The 24,083-nt window shown below is 73.6% G+C and carries 14 protein-coding genes; 3 read left to right on the forward strand and 11 right to left on the reverse strand.

The features are described 5' to 3' along the window. Nucleotides 1-82 precede the first annotated feature (82 nt). From AVP42_RS05945 to AVP42_RS05990, 10 genes are all read right to left on the reverse strand, one after another. Complete coding sequence (locus tag AVP42_RS05945; protein WP_067947068.1) at nt 83-2,953, reverse strand: FtsK/SpoIIIE domain-containing protein; 2,871 nt, start codon at nt 2,951-2,953, stop codon at nt 83-85. Between the two features lie 91 nt (nt 2,954-3,044). Next, a complete protein-coding gene (locus tag AVP42_RS05950) occupies nt 3,045-3,707 on the reverse strand; it encodes a zinc-ribbon domain-containing protein (RefSeq protein ID WP_067947070.1) in 663 nt (220 codons plus the stop codon). Next, complete coding sequence (locus AVP42_RS05955) at nt 3,682-6,069, reverse strand: transglutaminaseTgpA domain-containing protein (protein WP_067947072.1); 2,388 nt, start codon at nt 6,067-6,069, stop codon at nt 3,682-3,684. The genes AVP42_RS05950 and AVP42_RS05955 overlap by 26 nt, the downstream gene beginning before the upstream one ends. Next, nucleotides 6,066-7,409, reverse strand: a complete 1,344-nt coding sequence (locus AVP42_RS05960) for a DUF58 domain-containing protein (protein ID WP_067947074.1) — start codon at nt 7,407-7,409, stop codon at nt 6,066-6,068. Before AVP42_RS05960 ends, AVP42_RS05955 begins: the two co-directional genes overlap by 4 nt. Beyond that, complete coding sequence (locus tag AVP42_RS05965; RefSeq protein ID WP_067947076.1) at nt 7,406-8,377, reverse strand: MoxR family ATPase; 972 nt, start codon at nt 8,375-8,377, stop codon at nt 7,406-7,408. Before AVP42_RS05965 ends, AVP42_RS05960 begins: the two co-directional genes overlap by 4 nt. Before the next feature lie 23 nt (nt 8,378-8,400). Next, the gene (locus AVP42_RS05970; RefSeq protein ID WP_157356747.1) at nt 8,401-14,280 is read right to left on the reverse strand and encodes an Ig-like domain-containing protein; all 5,880 of its coding nucleotides are present in this window, start codon (nt 14,278-14,280) and stop codon (nt 8,401-8,403) included. After that, nucleotides 14,277-15,692 carry a serine/threonine-protein kinase gene (locus tag AVP42_RS05975; protein ID WP_231878555.1) on the reverse strand — a complete coding sequence of 472 codons (1,416 nt, stop codon included), beginning with the start codon at nt 15,690-15,692 and terminating at the stop codon, nt 14,277-14,279. Before AVP42_RS05975 ends, AVP42_RS05970 begins: the two co-directional genes overlap by 4 nt. Before the next feature lie 104 nt (nt 15,693-15,796). Then, on the reverse strand, nt 15,797-16,606 hold the full coding sequence (locus tag AVP42_RS05980; protein WP_067947081.1) for a PP2C family serine/threonine-protein phosphatase: 810 nt from the start codon (nt 16,604-16,606) through the stop codon (nt 15,797-15,799). 25 nt (nt 16,607-16,631) lie between these two features. Beyond that, the gene (locus tag AVP42_RS05985) at nt 16,632-17,744 is read right to left on the reverse strand and encodes an FHA domain-containing protein (RefSeq protein WP_067947083.1); all 1,113 of its coding nucleotides are present in this window, start codon (nt 17,742-17,744) and stop codon (nt 16,632-16,634) included. A 32-nt stretch (nt 17,745-17,776) separates the two neighbouring features. Beyond that, entirely contained in the window at nt 17,777-19,207 is a 1,431-nt protein-coding gene (locus tag AVP42_RS05990; RefSeq protein WP_067947085.1) for a gamma-aminobutyraldehyde dehydrogenase, read from the reverse strand. A gap of 194 nt (nt 19,208-19,401) precedes the next feature. Here AVP42_RS05990 and AVP42_RS05995 point away from each other — a divergent pair, with 194 nt between their 5' ends. From AVP42_RS05995 to AVP42_RS06005, 3 genes are read left to right on the forward strand one after another with little or no spacing between them, the layout of a single operon-like run. Beyond that, nucleotides 19,402-19,884, forward strand: a complete 483-nt coding sequence (locus tag AVP42_RS05995; RefSeq protein ID WP_067947159.1) for an Lrp/AsnC family transcriptional regulator — start codon at nt 19,402-19,404, stop codon at nt 19,882-19,884. Nucleotides 19,885-19,910: 26 nt separating this feature from the next. Then, nucleotides 19,911-21,326: an aspartate aminotransferase family protein gene (locus AVP42_RS06000; RefSeq protein WP_067947087.1), complete on the forward strand. Its 1,416-nt coding sequence runs from the start codon at nt 19,911-19,913 to the stop codon at nt 21,324-21,326. After that, the gene (locus AVP42_RS06005) at nt 21,326-22,774 is read left to right on the forward strand and encodes an FAD-binding oxidoreductase (protein ID WP_067947089.1); all 1,449 of its coding nucleotides are present in this window, start codon (nt 21,326-21,328) and stop codon (nt 22,772-22,774) included. The genes AVP42_RS06000 and AVP42_RS06005 overlap by 1 nt, the downstream gene beginning before the upstream one ends. Here the strand turns inward: AVP42_RS06005 and AVP42_RS06010 are convergent. Then, entirely contained in the window at nt 22,768-23,985 is a 1,218-nt protein-coding gene (locus AVP42_RS06010) for a DUF4192 family protein (RefSeq protein ID WP_067947091.1), read from the reverse strand. The two genes, AVP42_RS06005 and AVP42_RS06010, sit on opposite strands and share 7 nt — an antisense overlap. Between the last annotated feature and the right edge of the window lie 98 nt (nt 23,986-24,083).

A 24,083-nucleotide genomic window follows, 5' to 3' on the forward strand; every position in this document is an offset into this window, starting at 1 on the left:
ATCACGAGTTGATGTCCGAATCGTTAATTTCTCGCGTCGTCACGCACGGAATCAGTGCCCGATCGCGCCGAGAGCGTCGGAATCAGTCGTGCCGCGGAATCCAAGATCGGCGCTCCGGCGGGGCCTCCGGCGGGACCACCCAGCACTGCCGACGGTGGTCGTCGAGGAGCGGCGGCGGAGCGGCGTCCCGGGCGAGTGCGCGGTACTCCCCCGTCCCGCCGTGCACGACGATCGCGGCGCGACCGCGCGCATGCGCCGCGAGGGCCCAGTTCGTCGTCCACGACTCGGCGTCGCCCACCACGATCCGCGTCGATCCGGGCTCGGGCCCGTGCTGCAGCACGGCCGTCGCACGAGCGGCTGCCTCGGGACCGTCGCCCAGCAGCACCACCTCCGCCTCCGGACATGCGGCGGCGATCGCGGCGGCGTCCGCTCTCGGCGTGCGCGAGCAGACGGCCGTCAACGGATGCCGCGCCGGCTCGTAGGGCAGCGGCGGGCGCGGCGTCCCCGCCGGCGGCCGCGGTGCGGCGAGGAACTGGGCTCGGAGACCGTGCCACTGCCCGGAGCCCGGCACCGCGTCGGGTTCCCAGGGGGCCCCGTCCCCGCCCGCCTGCACGAGGTCGGCACGCGTCGGGTGCCGCAGGAGCACGGTCGATCCCAGGGCGTCGCGCACGCCGGCACCGAGCCCCGTGAGCCGGGCCGCCGACACGACGACGGCCGACCGGAGGTCGCGGACGCCCCGCAGGATCGATTCGACCCGGGCGATCCCGGTGAAGCGCGCCTCGTCGGGCCACGCGGCGAAACACGAGTCCAGGCCGTCGAGCACGACGAGCGCGGGAAGGCGCCGACCGTCGGCGAGCGCACGATCGAGCTCGTCGAGCGCGTCCCACACGGCGCTCCGGGGACCCTCGATCCGGAGCACCCCGTCGGGACCGCGCCGTTCGGCGACCTGGTTGGCGATCGCTGCGAGCAGTGCGGTCCGACCGGAGCCCGGCGCCCCGAGCACGGCCAGCGGTCCGTCGCTCGCGGGACGCCACTCGATCGGAACCCGGCGCTGACGATCCGGTTCGTCGGCCACGCCGAGCAGGATCGCATCGGGATCCGGACGCTCCGGACCGAGGACGGCACCGACGCTGCCGAGCGTGAGCGAGCGTGGGAGCGGATCGAGCCACGGGCGGCGCGGCAGGGCGACCGCGGCGTGGCGATCGGCGGCCGATCGGATCGCGGCGTCATCGGCGAGCGCCGATTGGAACCGGACGACGCGCCCGTCACCGGCATCCGCGATCCCTCGCCCCGGCGTGCTCGCCTCGATCGACGCGGCCGCCTCGGTTCCCACCACCGCGGTGCTGTCGGCTCGCTGGAGCACGCGCAGCGAGACCCGGATCCCGCAGTTGGCGGTCACGTTCTCCCGCACGACGCCGTTCGGGCGCTGCGAGGCGAGGATCAGGTGCACCCCGAGCGATCGGCCGCGCGCGGCGACGTCGGCGATCACGGCCCCCAGCTCCGGGAACCGCTCGACCATGGCCTGGAACTCGTCGATGACGACGACCAGGCGAGGGAGCACTGTGTCGGGCCCCAGGCTCGCGAGGTCGCGCGCACCCACGGAGGCCAGGACGTGCTCGCGATGCCGGAGTTCGGCGCGGATGCTCGCCACCGCCCGCCCGGCCTCCGACTCGGCGAGGTCGGTCACGACACCCGTCACGTGCGGAAGCGCGGCGACCGGGTCGAACGCCGCCCCGCCCTTGAAGTCGACGAGGAGGAAGGCCACGCGGTCGGGCGGGTGGATGGCCGCGAGGGCCGCCACCCAGGTGACCAGGAACTCGCTCTTGCCACTGCCCGAGGTCCCGGCCACGAGCGCGTGCGGTCCAGTGGCGAGGTCGAGGTGGAGCGGGCCGGACTCGCTCGCACCGACCGGAACCCGCAGGCTCGACCGATCACCGGCTGCCGGAGCCAGGTCGAGCTCGGACAGCGCGACCCGGGCCGGCAGCGCCGCCGCACCGTCCATGCCCGCCCGGCGACCTGCGATGGCGGCTCGTCCCACCCAGGCTCGCGCTTCGACGGTGCCGGCGAGTTCCGGGACGACGGGGATGGCCGCTCCGCGTCCGACCACGGCGAGTCCGCGGTGCCTCAGCTCGACGACCGTGGCGAGACCCGGGGGAAGCTCATCGGGGGTGGCGCCGACCGCGATGAGGTGCACCCGGTCGCCGTCCGCCTCGCGACTGACGGCGGCAGCGGCGCCGTCGATGACCCGCAGTCGAGCTCGAGCCGGCACCGTCACGTGCGGGAGGCCTGCGATCCACTGCCAGGGCTCGGTGCCGGGCGCCTCGATCGCGATCGTGCCCGGGGGCACGGCGTCCGCGCACTGCACGAGCGCCGCCCGCGCCGCGGCGAGCGCGAGACTCCGGGGACCGGTGAAGCCGAGTCCGCCGTCCACCTCCGCGGTCAGCGGCGCCTCGGCGAGCCGACCCGCCGACCGCAGCAGGTCGGCGTCGTCGTCATCGGACGGCATGCCGTCGATTCGCACCCGACTGGGCAGCGTCGCGGCGCCGAGGACCACGGGCCCCGGCTCGGTGGCCCGCCACGCCGGGATGCCTCGCTCCATCACGCGACGGGCGCCGGGCGCCAGGCGCCAGGCCGCCTCGCGCTCGAGGTCGTGTCGGAGCGCGATCTCCTGTCGGAGCCGTTCGAGGGCAGCTCGGCGCTCGCCTGCCGACCGCCGGCGTTCGCGACGGGACTGGCGGCGCCCGTCGAGCATCGAGGCGACCGCGACCAGTGGACCGAGCACGGCGAACAGCAGCGCGAACGTCGATCCGGTGACCGCCCAGATCGCCGTCGCACCGACGACGGGCGCAGCCGACGCGATCCAGGGGAACCCGGGCCGAGTCGGTTCCGGGGGCCGCGGCGGGAGGGCGAGCGGGATGAGGCCGGGCGGGGACCAGTGGCTCGGATCGGACACCGGTCCAGCCCAGCACCCCGGTCACCCGTCGTCACGCGGATCGGGGCCCAGTGGTGCGTCGGCGACATCCTGCGGCGCTGGGGAGGACGGGTCAGGCGACGGTGAAGGCCTGCTCGCCGATCTCGACGCGACTGCCGCGCGGGACGAGCACCCGCCGCCCGGGTTCGCAGCGCACCCCGCCCTCGCCCGGCCGACGGACGACCGTGCCGTTGGATGAGAACCGGTCGGCGACCCAGAGGTCGCCGTCATGCTCGCCGAACTCGAGGTGCGTCTTCGACACCGACAGTCCCCGATCGACGATCTGCACGAGGTGCGCGAACCGCTCCCCCGGCTGCGGCATCGGCCGCCGCCCGACGAGCCCCGAGCCGGAGACGCTGACGACCTCGCCGGTCGTGAAGCGCAGTACCCAGACGGCGGACCCGGCGTCGGGGTCCCCCGCGGGCTCGGCGGGCTCGGCAGGCCCCGCCGGAACCGGGGGCTCGGCGGGCCAGGTCACGCCGCCCGCGAGTCCGGACGGCGTCGCGTCCGGACCGGGTGGGGAGACCTCCGGCTCGGCCCGGCGCTCGGCACCGACGGGTCCCCCGACGACGGGGATGCTGATCACGCCGCTCTCCGAGCGGTGCAGGACGGAGGTGTCGCCCGGCCGTGGGTCGACCGGTCGACGCGACTCGGGCGTGGCCGACGTCGAGCTGCCGCACTCGCCGCAGAACATCGCGCCCTCGGGCAGGTCAGCGCCGCAGATCCGGCAGGTCACGAGCCGCCTCCCTTCGATTGCCAGCGTAGCGGCCGAACGAGGCGAGGGAGACGGCCGCGCGCAGGCGCTCTCGCCACGATCGTGGGGCGGCGATGCGCTGCTGCAGCTCGTCGACCGCCGACCAGATGCGTTCGTCGTCGCCCTCGTCCGGGCCGTCCGGCGCGTAGACGGCTCGGTCGATGACCGCGGCGAGCACGAGCGGCTCCAACCCGCCGACGGTGGCCGCCTGCTCGGCGCGGGTCGCGCCCGCAGAGATGGGGTAGCCGTAGTCGGCGGCGGTGTCGGTGAACTCGTGCCAGCCGCCCTCGATGCGCTCGACGGGAGTCGGCGCCCGCCGCCGGATGCGGCGTCGGCGCGCCTTGGCGAGCACGATCGCGAGGAACGGGCTGAGGGTCAGGAGGAGGGCGGCCAGCCCGATGCCGACGACGCGGGCGACGGCGAGCAGGGCCTCGAGCCACGCGGCGCGATCGTCGTCTCGGTCGTCGGCCCCCGTATCCGGCTCGACGACGAGGTCGTCGATCGGGGTCCGCTCCTCGGGCGGTGGGAGGGCGGACTGCGGCCGGGAGACGATGGTGGGCTCGTCCGGCTGCCGTTCGGGAACCGGGCGACGCTCGGGATTCGGGTCGACCTGGATCCAGGCTCCCGTGCTGGCCTGCACCTCGATCCACGCCTGCAGCTCGTCGCTGCGGAACACGCGCCTGCCCGCGTCGTCCTCGCTCGGGTCCTCGCCGGGGAGGTAGCCCACCACGACCCGGGCCGGGAACCCGATCGCGCGCGCCATGAGGGCGGCGGCCACCGCGTACTGTTCGCCATCGCCGAGCATCGGCTTGACGGTCGCGAGCTCCGCGATGCGGTCGAGGGAATGACCGGATCGGCTCGGCTTGTCGTCGCCGACGCCGTGGCTGACGTAGCCCTGGCCGTGGAACCCGTCGATGACCTTCGCGAGTCGGACGCCCGGCGGATCGGAGGCCGGCGCCCACGAGTCGAGGAGCTGCAGCAGCTCCTCGGGCGGGTCGGGCGCCTCCGGCAGCACCGCGCCGCCCGGCCGCAGCTCGGCGAGATCGACGTCGTCGATCGAGGCGACGGACCGTGCCTCGTACCGGTCGCCTTCACGTAGGCCGGTCCGGACGCCGCCCGTGCCGGTCACGTCGTTGTAGTGGAACTCCTCGGTGAGGGCCGGGGCGCGATCGCTCGGCGACCGGAAGCGGATGCGCTCGAGCCGCCCGATCCCCGGCACCCACACGTCGTCGTAGCCGAGCACCTCGACCGCGATCTCGACCGACTGCCCGGGCGTCCCGGTCTGGTCGAGCCGGAACGGCAGGCGGGTGAACTGGCCGGATGCCGCCGAGCGGTCGGCTCCGCCGACGGAGTAGACGATGCCGTCGTACGTGTCAAGCGTCGCCACGCGCAGCCCGGCCCCGTCGGGAAGGCCGCTGACGGCGAGCATCGGGGTGGCTGCGACATCCGGATCGAAGGCGCGGCGGAAGCCGGCAAGGGGGCTGTCGAAGTCGTCGGGTTCGAACGGCGGCTGGAGCTGCGCGCGCACGACCTCGCGGGGGCCGGGCGGGATGACGAAGGCGGCGGCGGTGGCCCCCACGAGTGCGACTGCGACGAGGGCGCTCGCTCCGACGATGCGGCGGACCCCCGCGAGCGCGGCCTCCGAAGGCCGCTCGCCGATGATCGCCCGGTGCGACGCGAGTCCGACCCGGACGAGCCAGGCCACGCACGCCACGAGGAACGCGAGCCCGGACTGGACGGCGAGCTCATCGTGGATCACGCCGAGCGCGATGCCCGCGACGAGCAGGAGTGCCGGAGGGAGTGCAGCGGCCGCGGGCCGCGCGGTGCGCAGGGCGATCGACACTGCCGCGGTGGTCGCGATCAGTCCGAGGATGAATGGCGGGACGAGCAGGGCCTGGTAGCTGCCGACCGGGACGGCGATGGTGACGAGCTGCTTCCACGACAGCGCCGTGCCGGCGACGAGCTCGACGAGGCCCTCCGAGGTCGGGAGCACGGTCCCGAACGCCCGGCCCGGCACCGCGACCGGCACGCCGAGCACCAGGTAGGCGCCGGCCACGGCGGCGACCACCGCCCACGACGGCCACCGCCGTACGGCGCCGATCACGCCGATCGCCGAGCCCACGAGGATCGCCACGGCCGCGGCCACCACGAACGAACGGCTTTCGTACACCGGCCACCACGGCACCATCGCGGCGGCGGTCATCGCCGCGACCATCACGACCGAGACCAGGGCCGAGCGCGGCGATGACGCACGCCCGACCGCCCACCGCTCCCGCCGACGCCCGGTGCGCCGGACCGGTTCGGCGCCGCCGAACCGCTCCGGGCCGATGATCCGCTCGCTCATGCCACCGACGCCGATCTCGCGATCATCGCGCGCAGGTCGTCGAGGTAGCCGAGATCGAGCACCGTGAGGGCGCCGATCGAACGCGCCGCCGCCTCGCCCTCGGCGCTGCACCGCACGACGACGCCCTCGACGCCGGGGTGCAGGCGGGAGGCGGCGTGACGGAGTTCGGCGACCGGACGGGCGGCTCCCGTGACGAGGAAGGCGAGCGAGACCCCCGTCACCGACTCGGATGCGGATCGGACGGTCTCGGCGAGTCCGGCGGCGCGCGCGTCGGTCTCCACGACGCAGAGCCCGTCGAGCAGCCGGTCGCGCGAGGCGGTCGCCAGTTCCCGCATGGCGGGGCCGCGGCGCCGGTCCCCGTCGTCCGAGGCGCGGCGGGCGCTCCGAGCACGACCCGACACGACGAAGCTGATGCTCCGGGCGTCGCGGATGGCGCGGGCCCCGAGGGAAGCGGCCGCGCTGACGGCGAGTTCGAAGTCGTCCTCCTCGTCGTAGGCGTCGGCCGCGAGGTCGAGCACGACCATCATGCGGCTGCGACGGGTCTCCTCGAACTGCCGCACCATGAACGTTCCGGTCTTCGCCGAGCTGCGCCAGTGGATGAAGCGCCGGTCGTCCCCGGGTTGGTACTCGCGCAGCGCGTGGAACGAGATGTCGCTGATCGTGAGGTCGCGGGTCGCCGTGCCCTCCAGGTCGCGGAGGTAGCCCGTGCTGAGCGGCGAGACCGCGATCGTGCGGGGGTGGACGTGCAGCATTCGCACGCCCGACCACTCGATCTCGCGACGCATCAGGCCGATCGGATCGGCGCGGACGGTCTGCACCGGGCCCACCTCGACGATGCCGCGACGGCGGGTCGGAATCGCGACGCGCTCGTCGAACACCGCGCCGTGCGCGAGCGGCGGCAGGACCTTCGCGACGACGCGGTCCCCGACCGGGAGCTCGAGGCGGGCCGCCGCGAACCGCCGGCGGCCGGGGTTGCGCACGACGAGCCGCGCCTCCGCCTCCTCGCCGACGGCGACGCGCGCGACGGGCAGCGAGAGGTCGATGCTGCCCGCGCCGCGGCCGGCGAGATACGCCGAGGCGAGCGCGACGAGCAGGCCGAATCCCCAGCCGATGACGACCAGTTCCGCCCATCCCCAGCCGTAGCCGATGACGAGCGCCGCCGCTGCGGCCGCGACCACGCCCCAGCCGAGGGGGGTGACGACGCCGCGGGCCGTCGCCCACCATCGTCCGACGACGGATGCCGCAGCCTGCACGGCCGCGACCGCGCGCCCGATCACGACCGCGAGCAGGCCCTCGGTGGCCGCCTCCTCGGGGATCGTGGAGCGGGTCTGGAACGTCACCCGGCCTGCCTCGCCGACGGCGGAGGGGTCTCGATGAGCACCTGCGCGATCATGTTCGACGCGGTCACCCCGTCGAACTCGGCCTCGGGGTCGAGGATGAGGCGATGGGCGAGCACGGGCTCGGCCAGCGCCTTCACGTCGTCGGGCACGACGTAGTGCCGGCCTCGACCGGCCGCATGGGTCTTCGCCGCCCGCACGAGCGCGAGTGCGCCGCGGACGCTGACGCCGAGCCGCACCTCCTTCGCGGTCCGCGTGGACTCGACCAGTCGGGACACGTAGTCGTGGATGGTCGGATCGACGTACACGGTCCGCGCGAGCGCCGCCATCCGAACGATGTCCGCCGCGCCCAGCCGCGGTTCGACGCGGTGGTCGTGGGCGCGCTGGTCGGTTCCCTCGAGGATCCGGATGGTCGAGGCGTGATCGGGGTAGCCGATCGAGGTCCGCATCAGGAAGCGGTCGAGCTGCGCCTCGGGCAGCCGGTACGTTCCGGCCTGCTCGACGGGGTTCTGCGTGGCGATCACCATGAACGGCCGGCCGGCCGGGTGGGTCTGCCCGTCGACGGTGACCTGGCCCTCCTCCATGACCTCGAGCAGTGCGGACTGGGTCTTCGGGCTCGCGCGGTTGATCTCGTCGGCGAGCACGATGTTCGCGAAGATCGGACCCGGATGGAACTCGAACGCGCCGGTGCGCTGGTCGTACACGGACACGCCCGTGATGTCGCCCGGCAGGAGGTCGGGAGTGAACTGGACCCGGTTGCTCGACCCCGCGACGGACTGCGCCATCGCGCGGGCCAGTGAGGTCTTGCCGGTCCCCGGCACGTCCTCGAGGAGCAGGTGCCCCTCGCTGAGCAGCGCGGTGAAGGCGAGGCGGATGACGCGGTTCTTGCCGAGCAGGACCTCCTCGACCGCCCCCACCAGTCGGTCCAGGTCCGCGGCGAACCGCGTCGCGTCCTCAGGGGTCATGGTCATGCGTGCTCCTGCTCCCTGCGAGTTCATCGGGCCTCGAATCTCGCGGTGACGCCCGCGACCTCAACATCCAACCAGACGCGGTCGCCCGGGGCGGCGCCGGGGACCTGGCACGAGGTCGGCGACTGCGCCGCCCGGCTCTCGGAACCGCCCACGACACCGCACCGGTACGCGGCCGGCAGCCCGCCGTTCGCGGGATCGGCGGTCCACGTCCACGTCACGCTCGCCGGATCGTACGCGCGCCCCGGCAGGGCGAAGGTGAGCGACGGCGTCTCGCCGGACGGCTGCGTCTCGGACCAGGGCCCGCACGAGCCCCACACCGAGCAGGCACGGACCTGGAACCGCGCGGTCTCGCCGAACGGCCGGTTCAGCAGGGCGCGAAGCCACCCCGAGCCGGAGAAGTCGCGCGGCGTCCCGATGCGCACGCCGTTGGCGTCGACCGCGATGATCTGCAGGCGCCGGGTGCCGGCGTCGACGTTCGACACGTAGCGGTCCCACGTCTCGGCGTTCAGCCAGTCCATCGCGCTGTCCACGCCCGAGACGGCCCCGGGGGCGGGCCGGACCACCGTCCCGGCGACGGCGGTGTGCACGCAGCCGGCCCGGTTGTGACCCCACACGATGAACGAGTACCGCGCGGACTCGGTCGACGTTCCCGTGAACGACACGCTCGAGACATCCGGGCCCACCCTGACGACCTCGGCCACAGTGCCGCCCGCCGTGGGTGCGACGACCGTACCCGGAGCCGGCCGCGTGACCGAGCACGCCTGCGCGCCGGTGGGCACGCCGGACTCGCCCTCGACGAGGCGCTCGACGTAGTAGCCGCCGATGGCGTCGCCGTTGCCGGCGAACGGCGTCCACGACACCACGACGGCCCCGGCGGCGGGATCCGCGGCCACGGCGATGTCACCCGGGATCGGCGCGCCGAAGGGCGTCCCGGTGGTGGTCGCCTCGGTCCACTGGGCGAGCGCCGGGAACGCGCCGTTGCGCGCGCTCACGGACACGGCCGCGCTGCTGCCGTTCGCGAGCTGCTGCGATTCGGTCGCGCACCGGGTGGCGGTGCAGACGCGCGACGCGGAGACCTCCACCGGCGAGCCCGCGACGGTGACCACGTAGGTGCTGACGGGGCTGCCGGAACCGGTCGACACCGGCGCCCACTCGATGCGGAGCCGTCCGTCGAGCGGCATGGCGCGCAGGCCGGACGCCGGCCCGGGCACCACGTCCGACCAGACCGGACTCGGCAGCTCGACCGGGTCGGACAGGCCGATGCCGTTGCGCGCCTGGATGCGCACGCGGACGGCCGATTCGGGTCCGTTGCCCGGCGTGGCGACCGTGCACGTCGTCGCGCCGCACTCGGTCGCCGCGACCTCGCGGCCGTCCCGGGGGTCGGCGAGCGAGATGCGGTAGCCCTGGATCGGCGAGTTGTTGAAGGCGCCGGCGCCGAACGCGACGTCGAGCGCGCCGTCGCCGAAGCCCGTCAGGCGCGCGTCGCTGACCGGGTCGGGGCGGTCCTGCACCGAGACCGTCACGGTGCCCCAGGCGTACCGGCTGCGGTCGCCGGTGGCGTCGGCCACCTGGTACTGGACGACGGTGTTCACGGGCGCCGCGTTGGCGGAGACGGTGATCGACAGCCGCGAGCGGTCCGCGTTCGGCGTGATGGACACCCCGGCCGGGAGGTCCCCCGAATCCAGGCCGCGCACCGCGATCACCCGCAGCGGCGTGTCCGGGAACGGGTTGCCGGCGGCGTCGTTCGCGAGCACGTCGACCGTGGTGCTGCGGCCGCGCGGCGCGACGGCGGTGTCGGGAGCCGGCTGCGCGAGGGGGCGGGTGGAGGGGACGACCCGCAGCTCGATCCGCCCGGGCGTGCCCTCCACGTCACCGTCGACGACCGCGATCGTGATGGCGCCGCGCGTGCCGTGGGGCGTCGCCTCAGCGGCGCGCAGGCGGAGCTCTCCGCCGTCGACCGAGGCCTCGAACCCCTCGGGCACGTCGCCGACGACGCGGTACGCCAGCTCGGCGCCGCCCTCGTCGTCGGGTCGGTTGGTCAGCCGTTCCAGGGCGATGGTCCGCGACTGGCCGGGTTCGAAGTCGATCATGCCGCCGACGAACGTCGGTGGCTGGTCCTCGTTCGGGCGCACGTCGATCGGAATGACGATCGTGCCGGTGCGCCCGTCCGGGTCGTCGGCCGACGCCCCGTCCGTGACCGTGAACGAGATCGACGCGGGGCCGAAGTAGCCCGCCTCGCTGCGGAAGCGGAGGGTGTCGGCGTCGACGACCAGGTCGCTGCCGTCCGAGTGCGAGGCCCGCACGGTCGCGGCATCCGTCAACCGGACCGGCCGCCCGGACGCCGCGACGACGTGGTCCTCGAGCTCCAGCACGACCTCCTCGCCGGTGGTGACGCGCACCTGCGGGGCGTCGCGCCGCAACTGCGGGAGGGCATCGTCGCGGCCGGGAACCCAGATGAAGGCGAACGCGCGCAGGTCGGGGTCGTCCGGGTGGCCGACCGAGTAGGGGATGATGCGGCGCCGGTCCTGCACCTCGACCTCGATCGAGCCGTCCGAGGTCACCCGTGCGCCGCCGTCGTACCCCTCGACCAGCGAGACCGGGGCGTCGCGCTGGTCGGCATCCGCGATGAACACCTCGCCCAGGATGTCGACGTCGACGCGCTCCTCGTCGAGCACGTCGCTGAGGCTCAGCACCACGTCGGCGGCTTCGGGCCTGATCAGGGGCGCATCGTCGCGCGCGTCGACGCGGAGGAAGGCCGTGGTCGCCCCGAGACGCTCGTTCTCGACGGTGTAGATGAAGCTGTGGTCGCCCTCGCCGGCGGGCACGTCGACGCGGATCACGTCGCCGTCCACCTCGGCGGTGGCGCTGCCGGTGTTCGGCTCGACTCCCACGATCGAGAGCGACGCGCCGTCCGGGTCGGAGTCGTTCGCGAGCACGCGCACGGCGAGCGAGCGACCGGGTCGGACGGTGATGCGATCGTCGAGGGCGACCGGGGCGCGCACGCCGTCGAGACCCGGCGCCACGCCGACGCGGACGACGCCGGTCGCACGTGCGCCGAGCGCGTCGACGACCGAGTACTCGAAGGTGTCCGTGCCGGCCGAGTACTCCCCCGCCTCGTACTCGAGCCAGTCGGTGCCGCGGTCGACGACGGCACCCCGCTCGGGATTCGACTCCTGACCGAGCAGCTGCACGGAATCGCCGTCGGGGTCCACGCCGGCCAGTGGGATCCGGACGCGGACCGTGTCGCCCGCGAGCACGCGGGCCGTTGCGGTCGCCGGGACGGGCGGGGAGTTCGTCGCCGGGTCGGCCTCGCGCACCGTGATCGCGACGGATGCCGTGGCGTTCTGCCCGTCCGGACCGAGGACGCGATACGACGCCTCGAAGACGCCCGGCTCGCCGGGCGCCTGGAATCGGAGCCGGTTGCCCGCGGCGAACAGCAGACCGGCCGACGGCGCCGACACCAGCTCGGGGTCGAGCTCCAGCGCCTCGCCGTCGGGGTGCTGGTCGTTGTCGAGCACCGGGATGTCGATCACATCACCCGTGCGCGCCGATGCCGTGTCGGGCGCGGCGACGGGGGGCTGCGGCATGCCGGGCGGCGGCACCTGCACGACCGTGACCGTGCCCTCGGCATCGGCCAGCCCGTTGCTGACGCGGTAGCCGAAGGTCGCCGATCCCTGCTCGAGCGGGCTCGTGAGGCTGACGCGCAGGATCCGGTGCTCGATCACCTCGACGCGCACGCCGGGGTCGTCGGGCGCCTCCCCCAGCCCGGTGATGACGAGCAGCCCGCCGGTCGGATCGATGTCGCCCGCGAGGACGTCGACCTCCACGGGCTGGTCCTGGCGGAGGAACGCGGTGTGCGGCACGGTGATCGGGGTGGTGTCGCGCTCCGGCGGGGCGGCGACCTCGACGCGGACGGTGCCCGTCGCGGTCTGACCGCCGTCGGTCACGGTGTACTCGAGGAAATGGGTGCGCACGGCGGCGCTCGAGAACCGGAAGGTGCCCTTGTCGAAGTCCGGTGCCAGGTCGGCCTCGGGCTTGGACGGAACCGCCGAGAGCCGGGCCTCTCCCGAACCGCCGCGGACGTGGCGGAGGGGCTCGAGCCGGATCTCCTCGCCCGCCGTGGCGAGCGCCACGAACGACTCCGCGATGAGCGGCGCCTCGCCCGGCGCCCGGACCCGAACCTCGAGCGTGCCCGTGCCCTCGTCGCGCCCGTCCGACACGATGAGACCGACGCGGCGACGGTCGCCCTCGCCGCCGCGCTCGTCGAAGACCACCACGCCGTCGGCGGTGGAGGTCGCGTCGTCCGGGTCGCTCGCCGTGGCGGCGCGGAGGAACATGGGGTCGCCGTCCGGGTCGACCCACTCGCCGAGCACCGGGGTGTTCACCCGGCCGCCGGCTTCGACCACTGCGCTCACCGGACGGACTTGCGCCGGAGGGCCGTTCTCGTCCGGCTCCCGCACGGTGACCCGCGCGAGCGCCTGGGCGACGCCGCCGCGACCGTCGTCGATGTCGTAGCGGAGGTCGAAAACGCCCGTGACCGTCTCGTCGAGCGTGAGCTGCAGCTGCTGCCCGTTCGAGACGAGGTCGACCCGCGCGCCGGCCGGGAGGTTCCCCGAGGTGCTGCGCACGACGAGGACATCGCCATTGGCGTCGTAATCGTTCAGCAGCACGGGCAGCAGCGTCGCCCGCCCCGGACGCGCGCCGAACTCGTCGTCGACGGCGACGGGTGGGACCTGGCTCTTCTCGGTCGCCACGGGCGAGTCGGGATCGTTCTGCTCGACGCGGCGCTCGTCCCGCTCGATCTCGATCAGCTTCGCCCAGTTGTCGATGAGCTCGTAGTCGCCCGCGGCCGACCAGGTCGCCCCGGTCTGCGGGTCGTTCAGCACCAGCGCGTCGCCGTTCGCGAGGAAGCGCGGACCGGGCGCGGCGATGCGCCGGCCGAGGGGCGTGGGCTGGCCGGTCGCACCGTCGCAGGCCCGCCACGCCGTGCCGCCGCCCCAGGCGGCGTGGACGCATTCGCCGTGGCGGACGGGGCGCGCCGGGCTCCCGGTCATGCTGTCGGCCAGGATCATCGGCTCGGCGCCGTCGAAGGGCACCTCGACGAGTCCTTCGCGGGTCGCGAGGAGGACCCCGTCGCCGTCGAGCGAGGGCCGCTGGAGGACCGTCCGCTCACCGCTCGCGGCGACGTCGGAGAGGTCCACCGACCGACCGTCGAGGTGCAGCAGTCGCGCACCGGCGTCCCACACCGCCCAGCGACCGCCGACCGAGGTCACCTGCGCGTTCTCGGGTCGATCGATCGGGCCGACCTGCCACGTGTCGACCGGGCTCTCGGGCGCCGTCGCGTCGACCTGCCGGAGGTCGCCCGTGGACGGGGTGTAGCCGAACACGCGTCCCGCCTCGTCGACCGACGTCACGGACTGGGCGCCGAACTCGAACGCGGGTTCGTCCTCGCTCCTGAAGTCGCCGAACTGCTCGATCGGCTCGACCCACAGGTCGCCGTCGGCCGTGACCACGACCCGGTCGCCGGCGAGGGCGATCTCGGCGCCGGCGGGCGGCATCGAGACGGTGTCGGCGACGGCGGCAGTGGCCGGATCGACGATGCCGACGCTCGAGCGGTCCCGGTCGAGGACCAGCACGGTCGCGCCGCGCTGCACGATCTCGGGACTGGCGCCGCCCGCCTCGACGACGGCGTTGAGCTCGCCGACGGCCGTGTTGGCCCGGCCGACGGACTCGTAGGTCTGGTTGGCCACCCACACCGAAGCGTCGCCGAGATCGATGCGCTGCGCCGAGTAGCCGCCCGAGGCGACCGCCACCCCGGCGACGACGGCCACGACGACGCCGACCGCCGTGCCGGTCAGGAGCGGCCCGCGGCGGGCCCGCCAGATCTCGGCGACGTCGATCACGGCGCCCCCGCTTCCACGCATCGCTCGGCGCTCGGCGGACCGGAGCGGCCGTCGCGCGACACCGACACCGTCGCGCACACCGACGCGCCCGCATCGGCCGGCGCCGTCGCGACGGTCTCCCGCTGCGGAGGACGGTCGCTCCCGCCGACGGTCACGATGTACGTGTCGCCCGGCCGCAGTCCGGGGTCATCCCAGGAGAAGACGACGTTCTCGCCCACGACCTCGGCGCGCACGTCGGAGACGACCGGGATCGACGCCGCCCCCCGGGCGACGGTGAGCAGTCCCGCTGCGACGAGTCCCACGAAGACGGCCGCCGCGATGCCGACGCCCCACATGAGCCGACGAGGCGGCGGCGGTGCGGTCGCGCGCCGCGCCCCGGAGCCGCGGGCGGTCCCCCGGGATCGCGAGTCGGCGGTCGCCGCGCCGGCTCGCGTGGCGGACGACCGGCGACGACGCGACCGGGACGCCGCGGCATCCGCCGAACTGCCGGCGCCCAGTCGGGTGCGCTCGTCGAGGTCGACGGCGGTCGCGAGCGCCCAGTCGTCCATGGCCACCTCGAGCGGCGTCTGCGGCAGGTTCAGCTCCTCCTCGACCGACTGGAGGTCGCGGATGAACTCGAGGGCGCCCGCCTGGCGGTCCGCGGGTCGCTTTGACATCGCCCGAGCGAGGACCGCTTCGAGGCTGCGGGGAACGTCGGGTCGACCGGTCGGCGGGAGCTTGGTCCGTTCGATCCGGGCGATGAGCGCCCGCGTGCCGTTGTCGCCGCCGGGCACCTCGAACGGGCTCCGTCCGGCGAGGAGGGAGTACACGGTCGCGCCGAGCGACCACACCTCGCTCGCCACCGTGCCCGAGACCTCGTCGAGCAGCACCTCCGGTGCCGACCACGGGATGGACAGCCCGACCGCGTCGCTCGCCTCGGCCTGGCCGAGCGTGGCCGCGATGCCGAAGTCGGCGAGGACGGGGTGGCCGTATGCGGTGGTGAGGATGTTCGACGGCTTGATGTCGCGATGCAGGACGCCCTGCCGGTGCGCAGTCTCGATCGCGCTCGCGATCCGCACGCCGATCGAGAGCACCTCGGCGATCGGGAGCTGCACGGCCCGGTACCGCTGGCCGAGCGTGGCCGAGCAGTACTCCATGACGAGGTAGGGGCGTCCGTCCGCCGCGACGCTCGCCTGGTACACGGTGAGGATCGACGGGTGGCTCGACAGCTGTGCCATGAGGTTCGCCTCGGCCTGGAACATCCGCCGGACGTCGTCGTTCACGACCTCGGCGAGCAGCACCTTCACCGCCACCAGGCGCCGCGGCATGTTCTGCTCGTAGAGGAAGACGTCGGCGAAGCCGCCGGCTCCGAGCACCCGGATGAACGAGAACCCGGGGAGGTTCGGCGGCGTGGACGGAAGTCGCCTCGTCACGTTCCTCCCTGCGGGCTCGGGCACCGGCAGCATCTCCGGCGCGCGGCTCCCGCCCGGTGCATCGCCTTATTGTAGGTCGGCGGATGCCGCGGGGCGCGGTGACTTCACGCGGTCCCGGTCTCGCCTGCGCCGGGGCGCTCGACCCGCAGCACGTCGACGACGACGACGGTGATGTTGTCGCGCCCGCCGTTGCCGACCGCGGCCTCGACGAGCTGGTGCACCGCCTGCTCGGGCCGGCGCCCGGAGATGAGGAAGTGGCGGATGCCGTAGGAGGTCAGCTCCTTGGTCAGCCCGTCGGAGCACACCAGCAGACGCATGCCCTCCTCGAGCGCGATGGCCCGGTAGTCGGGGATCGGTGCCTCGTGGAACCCGACCGCTCGCGTGATCACGTTGGAGTGCGGGTGCGTGTCCGCCTCCTCGCGCGAGATCTGACCCGCGTCCACGAGCTCCTGGACGATGGAGTGGTCGACCGTGAGCTGCTCCAGGACCCCGCCGACCAGCCGGTAGACGCGCGAGTCGCCGATGTTGAACACGATCCAGGCGGGCTGGTCGCCGATCACGCCGAGCGCGATGCCGGTCACCGTGGTGCCGCTGCCCTCGTCCGTCACGCCCGCGCCGCGCCCCATGTCCTGCACGGCGAGCTGGAGCGCGGCGTCGATGTCCGAGGTGCCGACGGCGGGCTTGCCGCCGTGCTCGGCCAGGCGCGTGACGACGGCGGCGCTCGCGAAGTCGCCGGCCGCGTGGCCGCCCATCCCGTCGGCCACCGCGAACAGCGGGGCCTGCGCGACGAAGCTGTCCTCGTTCACGGCGCGACGCAGTCCCGTGTCGGTCGCCGCCGCCCACGAGAGGGTCACCTCCGTGCCGTCCGGCAGCGCGACGCGGTGCCGGCTGTTGCCGTTGCCGATCTGCGTCACCTGGTCCGCCCCTGTCCGGTGGAGGTCATGCGTCGATGCCTCCGAGGTCCGTGAGGATCTCGACGATCGTATCCCCTCCGAGCTGGAGCGTCGTTCCCGCGGCCACGACCACGGACTCCCCGGGCCGGAGCCGCCGGACGCCCGCGGCGGAGTTGACGATGGTGCCGTTCGTCGACCGGAGGTCGGTCGCGACCACGCGGCCGCCCTCACGGCGGAGCTCGAGATGGGTCGCTGACACGACCTCGGCGGGCGACTCGACGCGGACGAGCACGACGTCGCCCTGCGGCATCCGCGGCGGGCTCGGGCTGCGCCCGATGATCACGGGCGCGTCGATCACCCCGGCCGGACCGCCCACGACGCGGTAGGCGGTCGCGGGGATCGGCAGCTCGAGGGTGTCGCCGGCGTCGTCGTCCCGGGCGGCGACCGTGTCGTCCTCGATGACGAGCTCGGGGCGCGGCACCCGGACGGTGCTCGTCGAGCCGCTTCGCGCGGGCGAGCGGATCGTGTCGGCGTCCTCGACGATGGGCATCGGCGCGGTCGGCGGCGCGTGCCGGAGGGAGCGGACGGTGTCGGGATCGGGCGCGGCGTCCGCGGGCGGACGGCGGGCCAGCACCGTGTCGGCGTCGAGCGCGTACGGGTCGGCGCGCTCGGGCAGTTCCCGCCACGCCCACTCGATCGCGGCGGCCCGGAACGCGGCGCGCTGCGACGGTACCCCCTCGCCGGCCACGGCCGCGTGCCGGACGGCCTCGAGGGGCGAGCCGGCGGCCGCGATCCGCAGCCGCGTGACGGCCGAGAACTCGGCGAGATGCCAGGGCGTGATGCCGCGCGCGTCGAGCCGGCGGGCACCGCCGGGCGAGGCGAGGTCGACGACGGCTCGGCCGCGCACGAGCGCCGTGAGCGGGTCGCCGCCCCGCGGCCACCACACGAGGGCGAGGTCCTCGATCCCGGCGGGTCCCATCGGGATGCGGGCGACGAGGTCCTCGACCTCGACCGACTCGTCGCCTGCCAGGGCGGCCATCGCGCTGGTCACCCGGTCGGGCGCCGGCGCCGCGAGCGCGACGATGAAGCGGGCCCCCCCCACCACGTCCCACTGGGGCGCCTCGGGGTCGATCCTGCTGCGCACTGCCCCCTCGACCATGGGAACCAGTGTCCCACCGACCGCGCCGCCGGTCAGCCGATGAAGCTCATGACGTGCTTGATGCGCGTGTAGTCCTCGAAGCCGTACTGGGAGAGGTCCTTGCCGTAGCCGGAGTGCTTGAACCCGCCGTGCGGCATGTCGGAGACGAACGGGATGTGCGTGTTGATCCACACGCATCCGAAGTCGAGGTCGCGCGCGAAGCGCATGGCGCGGCCGTGATCGCGGGTCCAGACGGAGGCGGCGAGCGCGTAGTCGACGCCGTTGGCCATGGCGACGGCGTCGCGTTCCTCGCGGAACGGCTGGACGGTCAGCACGGGCCCGAAGATCTCGCGCTGCACGGCCTCGTCCTCCTGTCGGAGCCCGGTGACGATGGTCGCCTCCCAGAAGTACCCGCGGTCGCCCTGCCGTCGGCCGCCCGTGGCGATGTCGGCGTGGTCGGGCAGCCGGTCGACGAAGCCGGCGACGTTGGCGAGTTGGGTCGGGTTGTTGAGCGGACCGAAGAAGACCCCGTCCTCGCGGGGGCCGCCGGTGCGGGCGTGGGTACGTGCGCGTTCGACGAGCACCGAGACGAGCTCGTCGTGGACGGACTCGTGCACGAGCACGCGGGTCGCGGCCGTGCAGTCCTGGCCGGCGTTGAAGTAGGCGGCGGCGACGATGCCCTCGGCCGCCTGCTCGAGGTCGACGTCGTCGAAGACGATCGCGGGCGCCTTGCCGCCGAGCTCGAGGTGCACGCGCTTGAGGTCGGATGCCGCGGCGCGCGCGACCTCCATGCCGGCGCGGACGGAGCCGGTGATGGCCACCATCTCGGGGGTGGGGTGCTGCAGCAGGGCCGCGCCGGTGGCGCGGTCGCCGGTGACGACGTTGAGGACGCCGGCGGGCAGGAACTCCGCGGCGACCTCGGCGAGCTTCAGCGTGGCCAGCGGCGTGGTGTCGGACGGCTTGAGAACGACGGTGTTGCCGGCGGCGATCGCCGGGGCCACCTTCCACACCGCCATGTTGAGCGGGTAGTTCCACGGGGCGACCTGGCCGATGACGCCGATGGGTTCGCGGCGCACGAACGAGGTGTGGTCGGCGACGTACTCGCCCGCGGAGCGTCCCTCGAGGTTGCGGGCGGCGCCGGCGAAGAACCGCAGCTGGTCGACCGATTGGAGGATCTCGTCGGCGACGAGCGTGGCACGGGGCTTGCCGGTGTCCTGCGACTCGAGGTCGGCGAACTCGTCGGCCCTCGCCTCCATGGCGTCGGCGATGCGCGTGAGTGCGAGCTGTCGTTCGGCCGGCGTGGTACGGCCCCAGGCGTCGAACGCCGCGGACGCCGCCGCGTAGGCGGCGTCGATGTCGGCTGCCGTCGAGACGGGTGCCCGTCCGTATACCTCCTCGGTCGCGGGATCCACGAGGTCGAGCACCTCCTCGCCGCGGGCGTCGACGTACTCGTTGCCGATGAAGTTGCGCAGGGTCTCGGTCACGGGGTCCTCCGGTGGGTGGGGCGGATGCCGCGGTCGGAGGCGTGGGGGTGCCCGGCGCGGCGCTCGCGATGCGCACCATCGTGCCACGGCGAATCGTTGATCGGAAGGGCATTGACGATGGAATCCGTTGCGAATCGCGCACATCTCGACGGAATCACTTGTGGATGGACGAAGCGACTGTCATGATCGGACGCATGTCGAACGGCAACCGCACGTCCGGCCATCGGCCGGTGCAACTCGACGACGTCTCGAAGGCGATCATCGAGCAGCTCCAGGCCGACGGTCGCCGCTCCTATGCCGACATCGGCAAGGCCGTCGGCCTCTCGGAGGCCGCCGTGCGCCAGCGCGTGCAGCGCCTGACCGAGGCCGGCGTGATGCAGATCGTCGCGGTGACCGACCCGATGCAGCTCGGCTTCACCCGCCAGGCGATGATCGGCATCCGTGCGACCGGTGACACGCGCGCGCTCGCGGAGGCGCTCGCGGAGATCCCGGAGATCGACTACGTCGTCCTCACCGCGGGCAGCTTCGACCTCATGGCCGAGGTCGTCTGCGAGAACGACGACCAGCTCATCACCCTGCTGAACTCGCGGATCCGCAACCTCGACGGCGTCCAGACCACCGAGACGTTCGTCTACCTGAAGCTGCAGAAGCAGTTCTACAACTGGGGCACCCGCTGACCGCGGGCCGCCCGGAAGGAGATCCGATGACCACCCTCGATGCAGCCCCGAGCCTGGGTTCGGCCGGCTTCGACGACGCCGCGCTGCAGCAGAAGGCGAAGGACCACCTGTGGATGCACTTCGCCCGCCAGTCCACGATGGAGGAGAACGGCGTCCCGATCATCACGCGCGGTGACGGGCACCATGTCTTCGACATCAACGGCCGCAAGTACTTCGACGGGCTCTCCGGGCTCTTCGTGGTGAACGCCGGCCACGGCCGCCGTCGGCTCGCCGAGGTCGCCGCACGCCAGGCGGAGGAGCTCGCGTTCTTCCCCATCTGGTCGTACGCGCACCCCGCGGCCATCGAGCTCGCCGACCGCCTGGCCGACTACGCCCCCGGCGACCTGAACCGCGTCTTCTTCTCGACCGGCGGCGGCGAGGCGGTCGAGACCGCCTTCAAGCTCGCGAAGTACTACTGGAAGCTGCGCGGCATCCCGACCAAGCACAAGGTCATCTCGCGTGCCGTGGCGTACCACGGCACGCCGCAGGGCGCCCTCGCCATCACCGGCATCCCCGCGATGAAGCAGATGTTCGAACCGCTCACCCCCGGCGGGTTCCGCGTGCCCAACACCAACTTCTACCGCGCCGCCGAGATGGGCGGCCCCACCGACGACATCGAGACCTTCGGACGCTGGGCCGCCGACCGCATCGAGGAGATGATCCTCTTCGAGGGCCCCGAGACCGTGGCCGCCGTCTTCCTCGAGCCGATCCAGAACTCCGGCGGATGCTTCCCGCCGCCGCCCGGCTACTTCCAGCGCGTGCGCGAGATCTGCGACAAGTACGACGTGCTGATGGTCTCCGACGAGGTCATCGCGGCGTTCGGTCGCGTGGGCCACATGTTCGCGTGCGACGCCTACGGCTACGTGCCCGACATGATCACGTGCGCCAAGGCGATGACCTCCGGCTACTCGCCCATCGGCGCGACGATCGTCTCCGAGAAGATCTACGAGCCGTTCAAGTCCGGCACGACGTCGTTCTACCACGGCTACACCTTCGGCGGACACCCGGTCTCGGCGGCCGTCGCCCTCGAGAACCTCGACATCTTCGAGGAGGAGCGACTCAACGAGCGGGTCCGCGAGAACTCGCCGCTGTTCCGCGCCGAGCTCGAGAAGCTCCTCGACCTGCCGATCGTCGGCGACGTGCGCGGCGACGGCTACTTCTTCGGCATCGAGCTCGTGAAGGACAAGGCCACCAGGGAGACCTTCGACGACGACGAGTCGGAGCGCCTGCTCCGCGGGTTCCTGTCGAAGGCGCTCTTCGACGCGGGCCTGTACTGCCGCGCCGACGACCGCGGCGACCCCGTCATCCAGCTGGCACCGCCCCTGACGATCGGACCGTCGGAGTTCCGCGAGATCGAGCAGATCCTCCGCGGCGTCCTCACCGAGGCGTGGAGCCGCCTCTGATGACGGCGGTCGGCGACGCGACGGATGCCGTTCCGGCGGGGTACCGCCGCGCGAGCTTCTGGCTCGACGACCTCGCCGCGCGCGGGCTGGACGACCTCCGCCCGCGCGCGGCGCTCACGCGGGACGCGCGATTCGACGTGTGCCTCATCGGCGGCGGCCTGACGGCGCTCTGGACCGCGTATGCGCTGAATGCGGCCGATCCGGACCTGAGGATCGCCGTGCTCGAACGGGAGATCGCCGGCTTCGGCGCGTCGGGTCGAAACGGCGGCTGGTGTTCGGCGCTGTTCCCAAGGTCGGCGAGTTCGCTCGAACGCTCGCACGGCCGCGACGCGGCCGTGGCGATGCGTCGGGCGATGGTCGACACCGTCGCCGAGGTGGGGCGCGTGGTCGACGTCGAGGGCATCGACTGCGATTTCGCCCAGGGCGGGACGGTGCTGTTCGCCCGTGACGAGGTCCAGCGCGGTGCGGCGCGGGCGGAGGTGCTCGAGGCCGACCGGTTCGGCGTCGACGCGCTCGAGTACTGGGATGCCGACGCCGTCGCCGACCGGTTCGGTGCCGTCGGACTCGACGGGCGAGTCCCGGCGGCGGTGTTCGACCCGGCCACCGCCAGGGTCCATCCCGCCAAGCTGGTGCGCGGACTCGCCCGTGTCCTCGAGGCGCGCGGCGTCGCGATCTTCGAACGCACCGAGGTCGTCGACTTCGCGGCCGGGCGCGTGCGGTTCCGAGCGCTCGACGGCAGCGACGCCGAGGGGACCCTCACCGCGCGCCACGTGATCGTGGCCACCGAGGGGTACGGGCCCGGTCTCCCCCGCGTACGGCGGCGCATCCTGCCGATCTACTCGCTCATGATCGCCACCGAGCCGCTCCCCGACGCCGTCTGGGACGAGATCGGGATCCAGCACGGCCAGACGTTCAGCGACTTCCGGCACCTCTTGGTCTACGGCCAGCGCACCGCCGACAATCGCGTCGCGTTCGGCGGACGGGGCGCGCACTACCACTTCGGCAGCGCCGTGGACCCACGCTTCGAGCGTTCGGACGCGGTCTTCACCCATCTCCGCCGCGCGCTCCGAGACCTGTTCCCCGCCGTCGGGGATGCCGCGATCACCCATCGCTGGGGCGGACCGCTGGGCATCTCGCGCGACTGGCATGCGACCGCCAGCTACAACCCGCGCACGGGAGTCGGCTTCGCCGGCGGGTACGTGGGCGACGGCCTCTCGACGACCAACCTCGCCGGACGCACGCTCGCCGACCTCGTGCTCGGGCGTCGCAGCGATCTCACCGAGCTGCCGTGGGCGAACCATCGCTCGCCGCTCTGGGAGCCGGAGCCCATCCGCTGGGTGCTCGCGAACCTCGGCATCACCGGCATGGCGATCGCCGACGCCGAGGAGCGCGCGACCAGGCGGCCCTCCATGCTGGCGAGGATGATCGGCCCGTTCACCGGTCACTGACCCGTCCGGCGCTCCCATGCGGCATCCGCCGGCGGCTGGAACGCCCACTCCGGCAGCGTGCCGGATCCGAAGAGGCGGGCGAGCACCTGGGACATGCCGTGTTCGGCGTCCGACTCGAGGGCGAGTTCGATGAGCGCGCCCGCAGCCGAGCCGCGGCCGAGCGCCCACGACAGCCATGCCGCGACGCACAGCGCGCCGGCGCGGTGCGATACCGGAGCGTTCGCGGTGGCGACGGTGAGCGTCTCGAGCGCCCGTTCGATGCGTCGGCGCTCGGGCCTGGCGGCGGCCTGGCCGAGCAGCAGGCGGGTGAGGAACGCGTCGACCGACTCGGCATCGGCCTCGTCGAACTCGCGCCGCATGAGCTCCTCGAGGCTGGCATCCGCGTCGCGTGCGCGGAGCGCGGCGTCCTCGGCGGAGTCGAGGGCGAGCTCCCCGATCACCGCACCGAAGGCCACCTGCAGGAGCACTGCGTCGCGGAACATGGGCCGGTCGAGCAGGTGCACGAGCCAGGCGAGGCCGGCAGGCGAGGCGATCTCGCCCCGCGCGAGCTGCTCCGCGGCGACGACGGGATCGAGCGCGTCGCCCAGTTCGCGCTCGAGTTCGTCGAGCGCCGCCCGCCGCCGTTCGCACTCGACGACCTCGTCCGCGCCGTCGACCGGGCTGTCGAGCTCGCCGAGCAGGCGGGCGATCTCGCCGCTCACCAGCGGGTCCGGTTCCGGCAGGCGCGCGAGCGTCGACGGCGAGTCCGCGACCGGCCCGTGCTCCTCCGCCCGTGCGGCGAGCGCGCTCTCGGCGACGAGGCTGAGCTCGCGCCCTCCGGACGGCAGGTCGTCGTCGAGCAGCGAACCCCAGGCGTCCGCGGCGACGCACAACGCGTCCCGCACCAGGAAGCCGGCCTCCTCGGCCCGTCGGACGATCGCCTCGAGCAGGTCGCGATGCGGCATGCCGCCGTCCTCCGCGAATTCCCGGTCGGTGTACACGATGGGGACGACGGCATCGGCCTCGGCGAGCCGGCACATCGTGCCGACCATCGTCGAGACGAGCGCGTCGGCCGATTCCGGATCTGCGGGAAGGTCGTGGCGCAGCACCCCGCCCGTGCGGTTGCCGCTGAACGCCACGCAGAGCACGGATCGGGCGGGACGGTAGCCCACGAGGGCGGGGACGAGGGCGAGGAAGTCGTGCGCCGAGCCGGCGCGGATGATCGTCGTCATGCGCCAAGCGTCGGCGACGGGCGACCGCCTCGGAGGCGGCGCATCCTGCCGGTGGGCGGCGCGGCGCCATGGCCGCCTGGGGAGGACCGGTCGGACCC

The organism is Agromyces sp. NDB4Y10, from assembly GCF_001620055.1.
GTDB classification, from domain to species: Bacteria; Actinomycetota; Actinomycetes; order Actinomycetales; family Microbacteriaceae; genus Agromyces; species Agromyces indicus.

Bases quoted from the DNA above. Each gene is read 5' to 3' on its own strand.
- AVP42_RS05955 (WP_067947072.1), bottom strand. From the start codon at position 6,069: ATGAGCGAGCGGATCATCGGCCCGGAGCGGTTCGGCGGCGCCGAACCG.
- AVP42_RS05965 (WP_067947076.1), bottom strand. From the start codon at position 8,377: ATGACCATGACCCCTGAGGACGCGACGCGGTTCGCCGCGGACCTGGAC.
- AVP42_RS05985 (WP_067947083.1), bottom strand. From the start codon at position 17,744: ATGGTCGAGGGGGCAGTGCGCAGCAGGATCGACCCCGAGGCGCCCCAG.
- AVP42_RS05995 (WP_067947159.1), top strand. From the start codon at position 19,402: ATGTCGAACGGCAACCGCACGTCCGGCCATCGGCCGGTGCAACTCGAC.
- AVP42_RS06000 (WP_067947087.1), top strand. From the start codon at position 19,911: ATGACCACCCTCGATGCAGCCCCGAGCCTGGGTTCGGCCGGCTTCGAC.
- AVP42_RS06005 (WP_067947089.1), top strand. From the start codon at position 21,326: ATGACGGCGGTCGGCGACGCGACGGATGCCGTTCCGGCGGGGTACCGC.
- AVP42_RS06010 (WP_067947091.1), bottom strand. From the start codon at position 23,985: ATGACGACGATCATCCGCGCCGGCTCGGCGCACGACTTCCTCGCCCTC.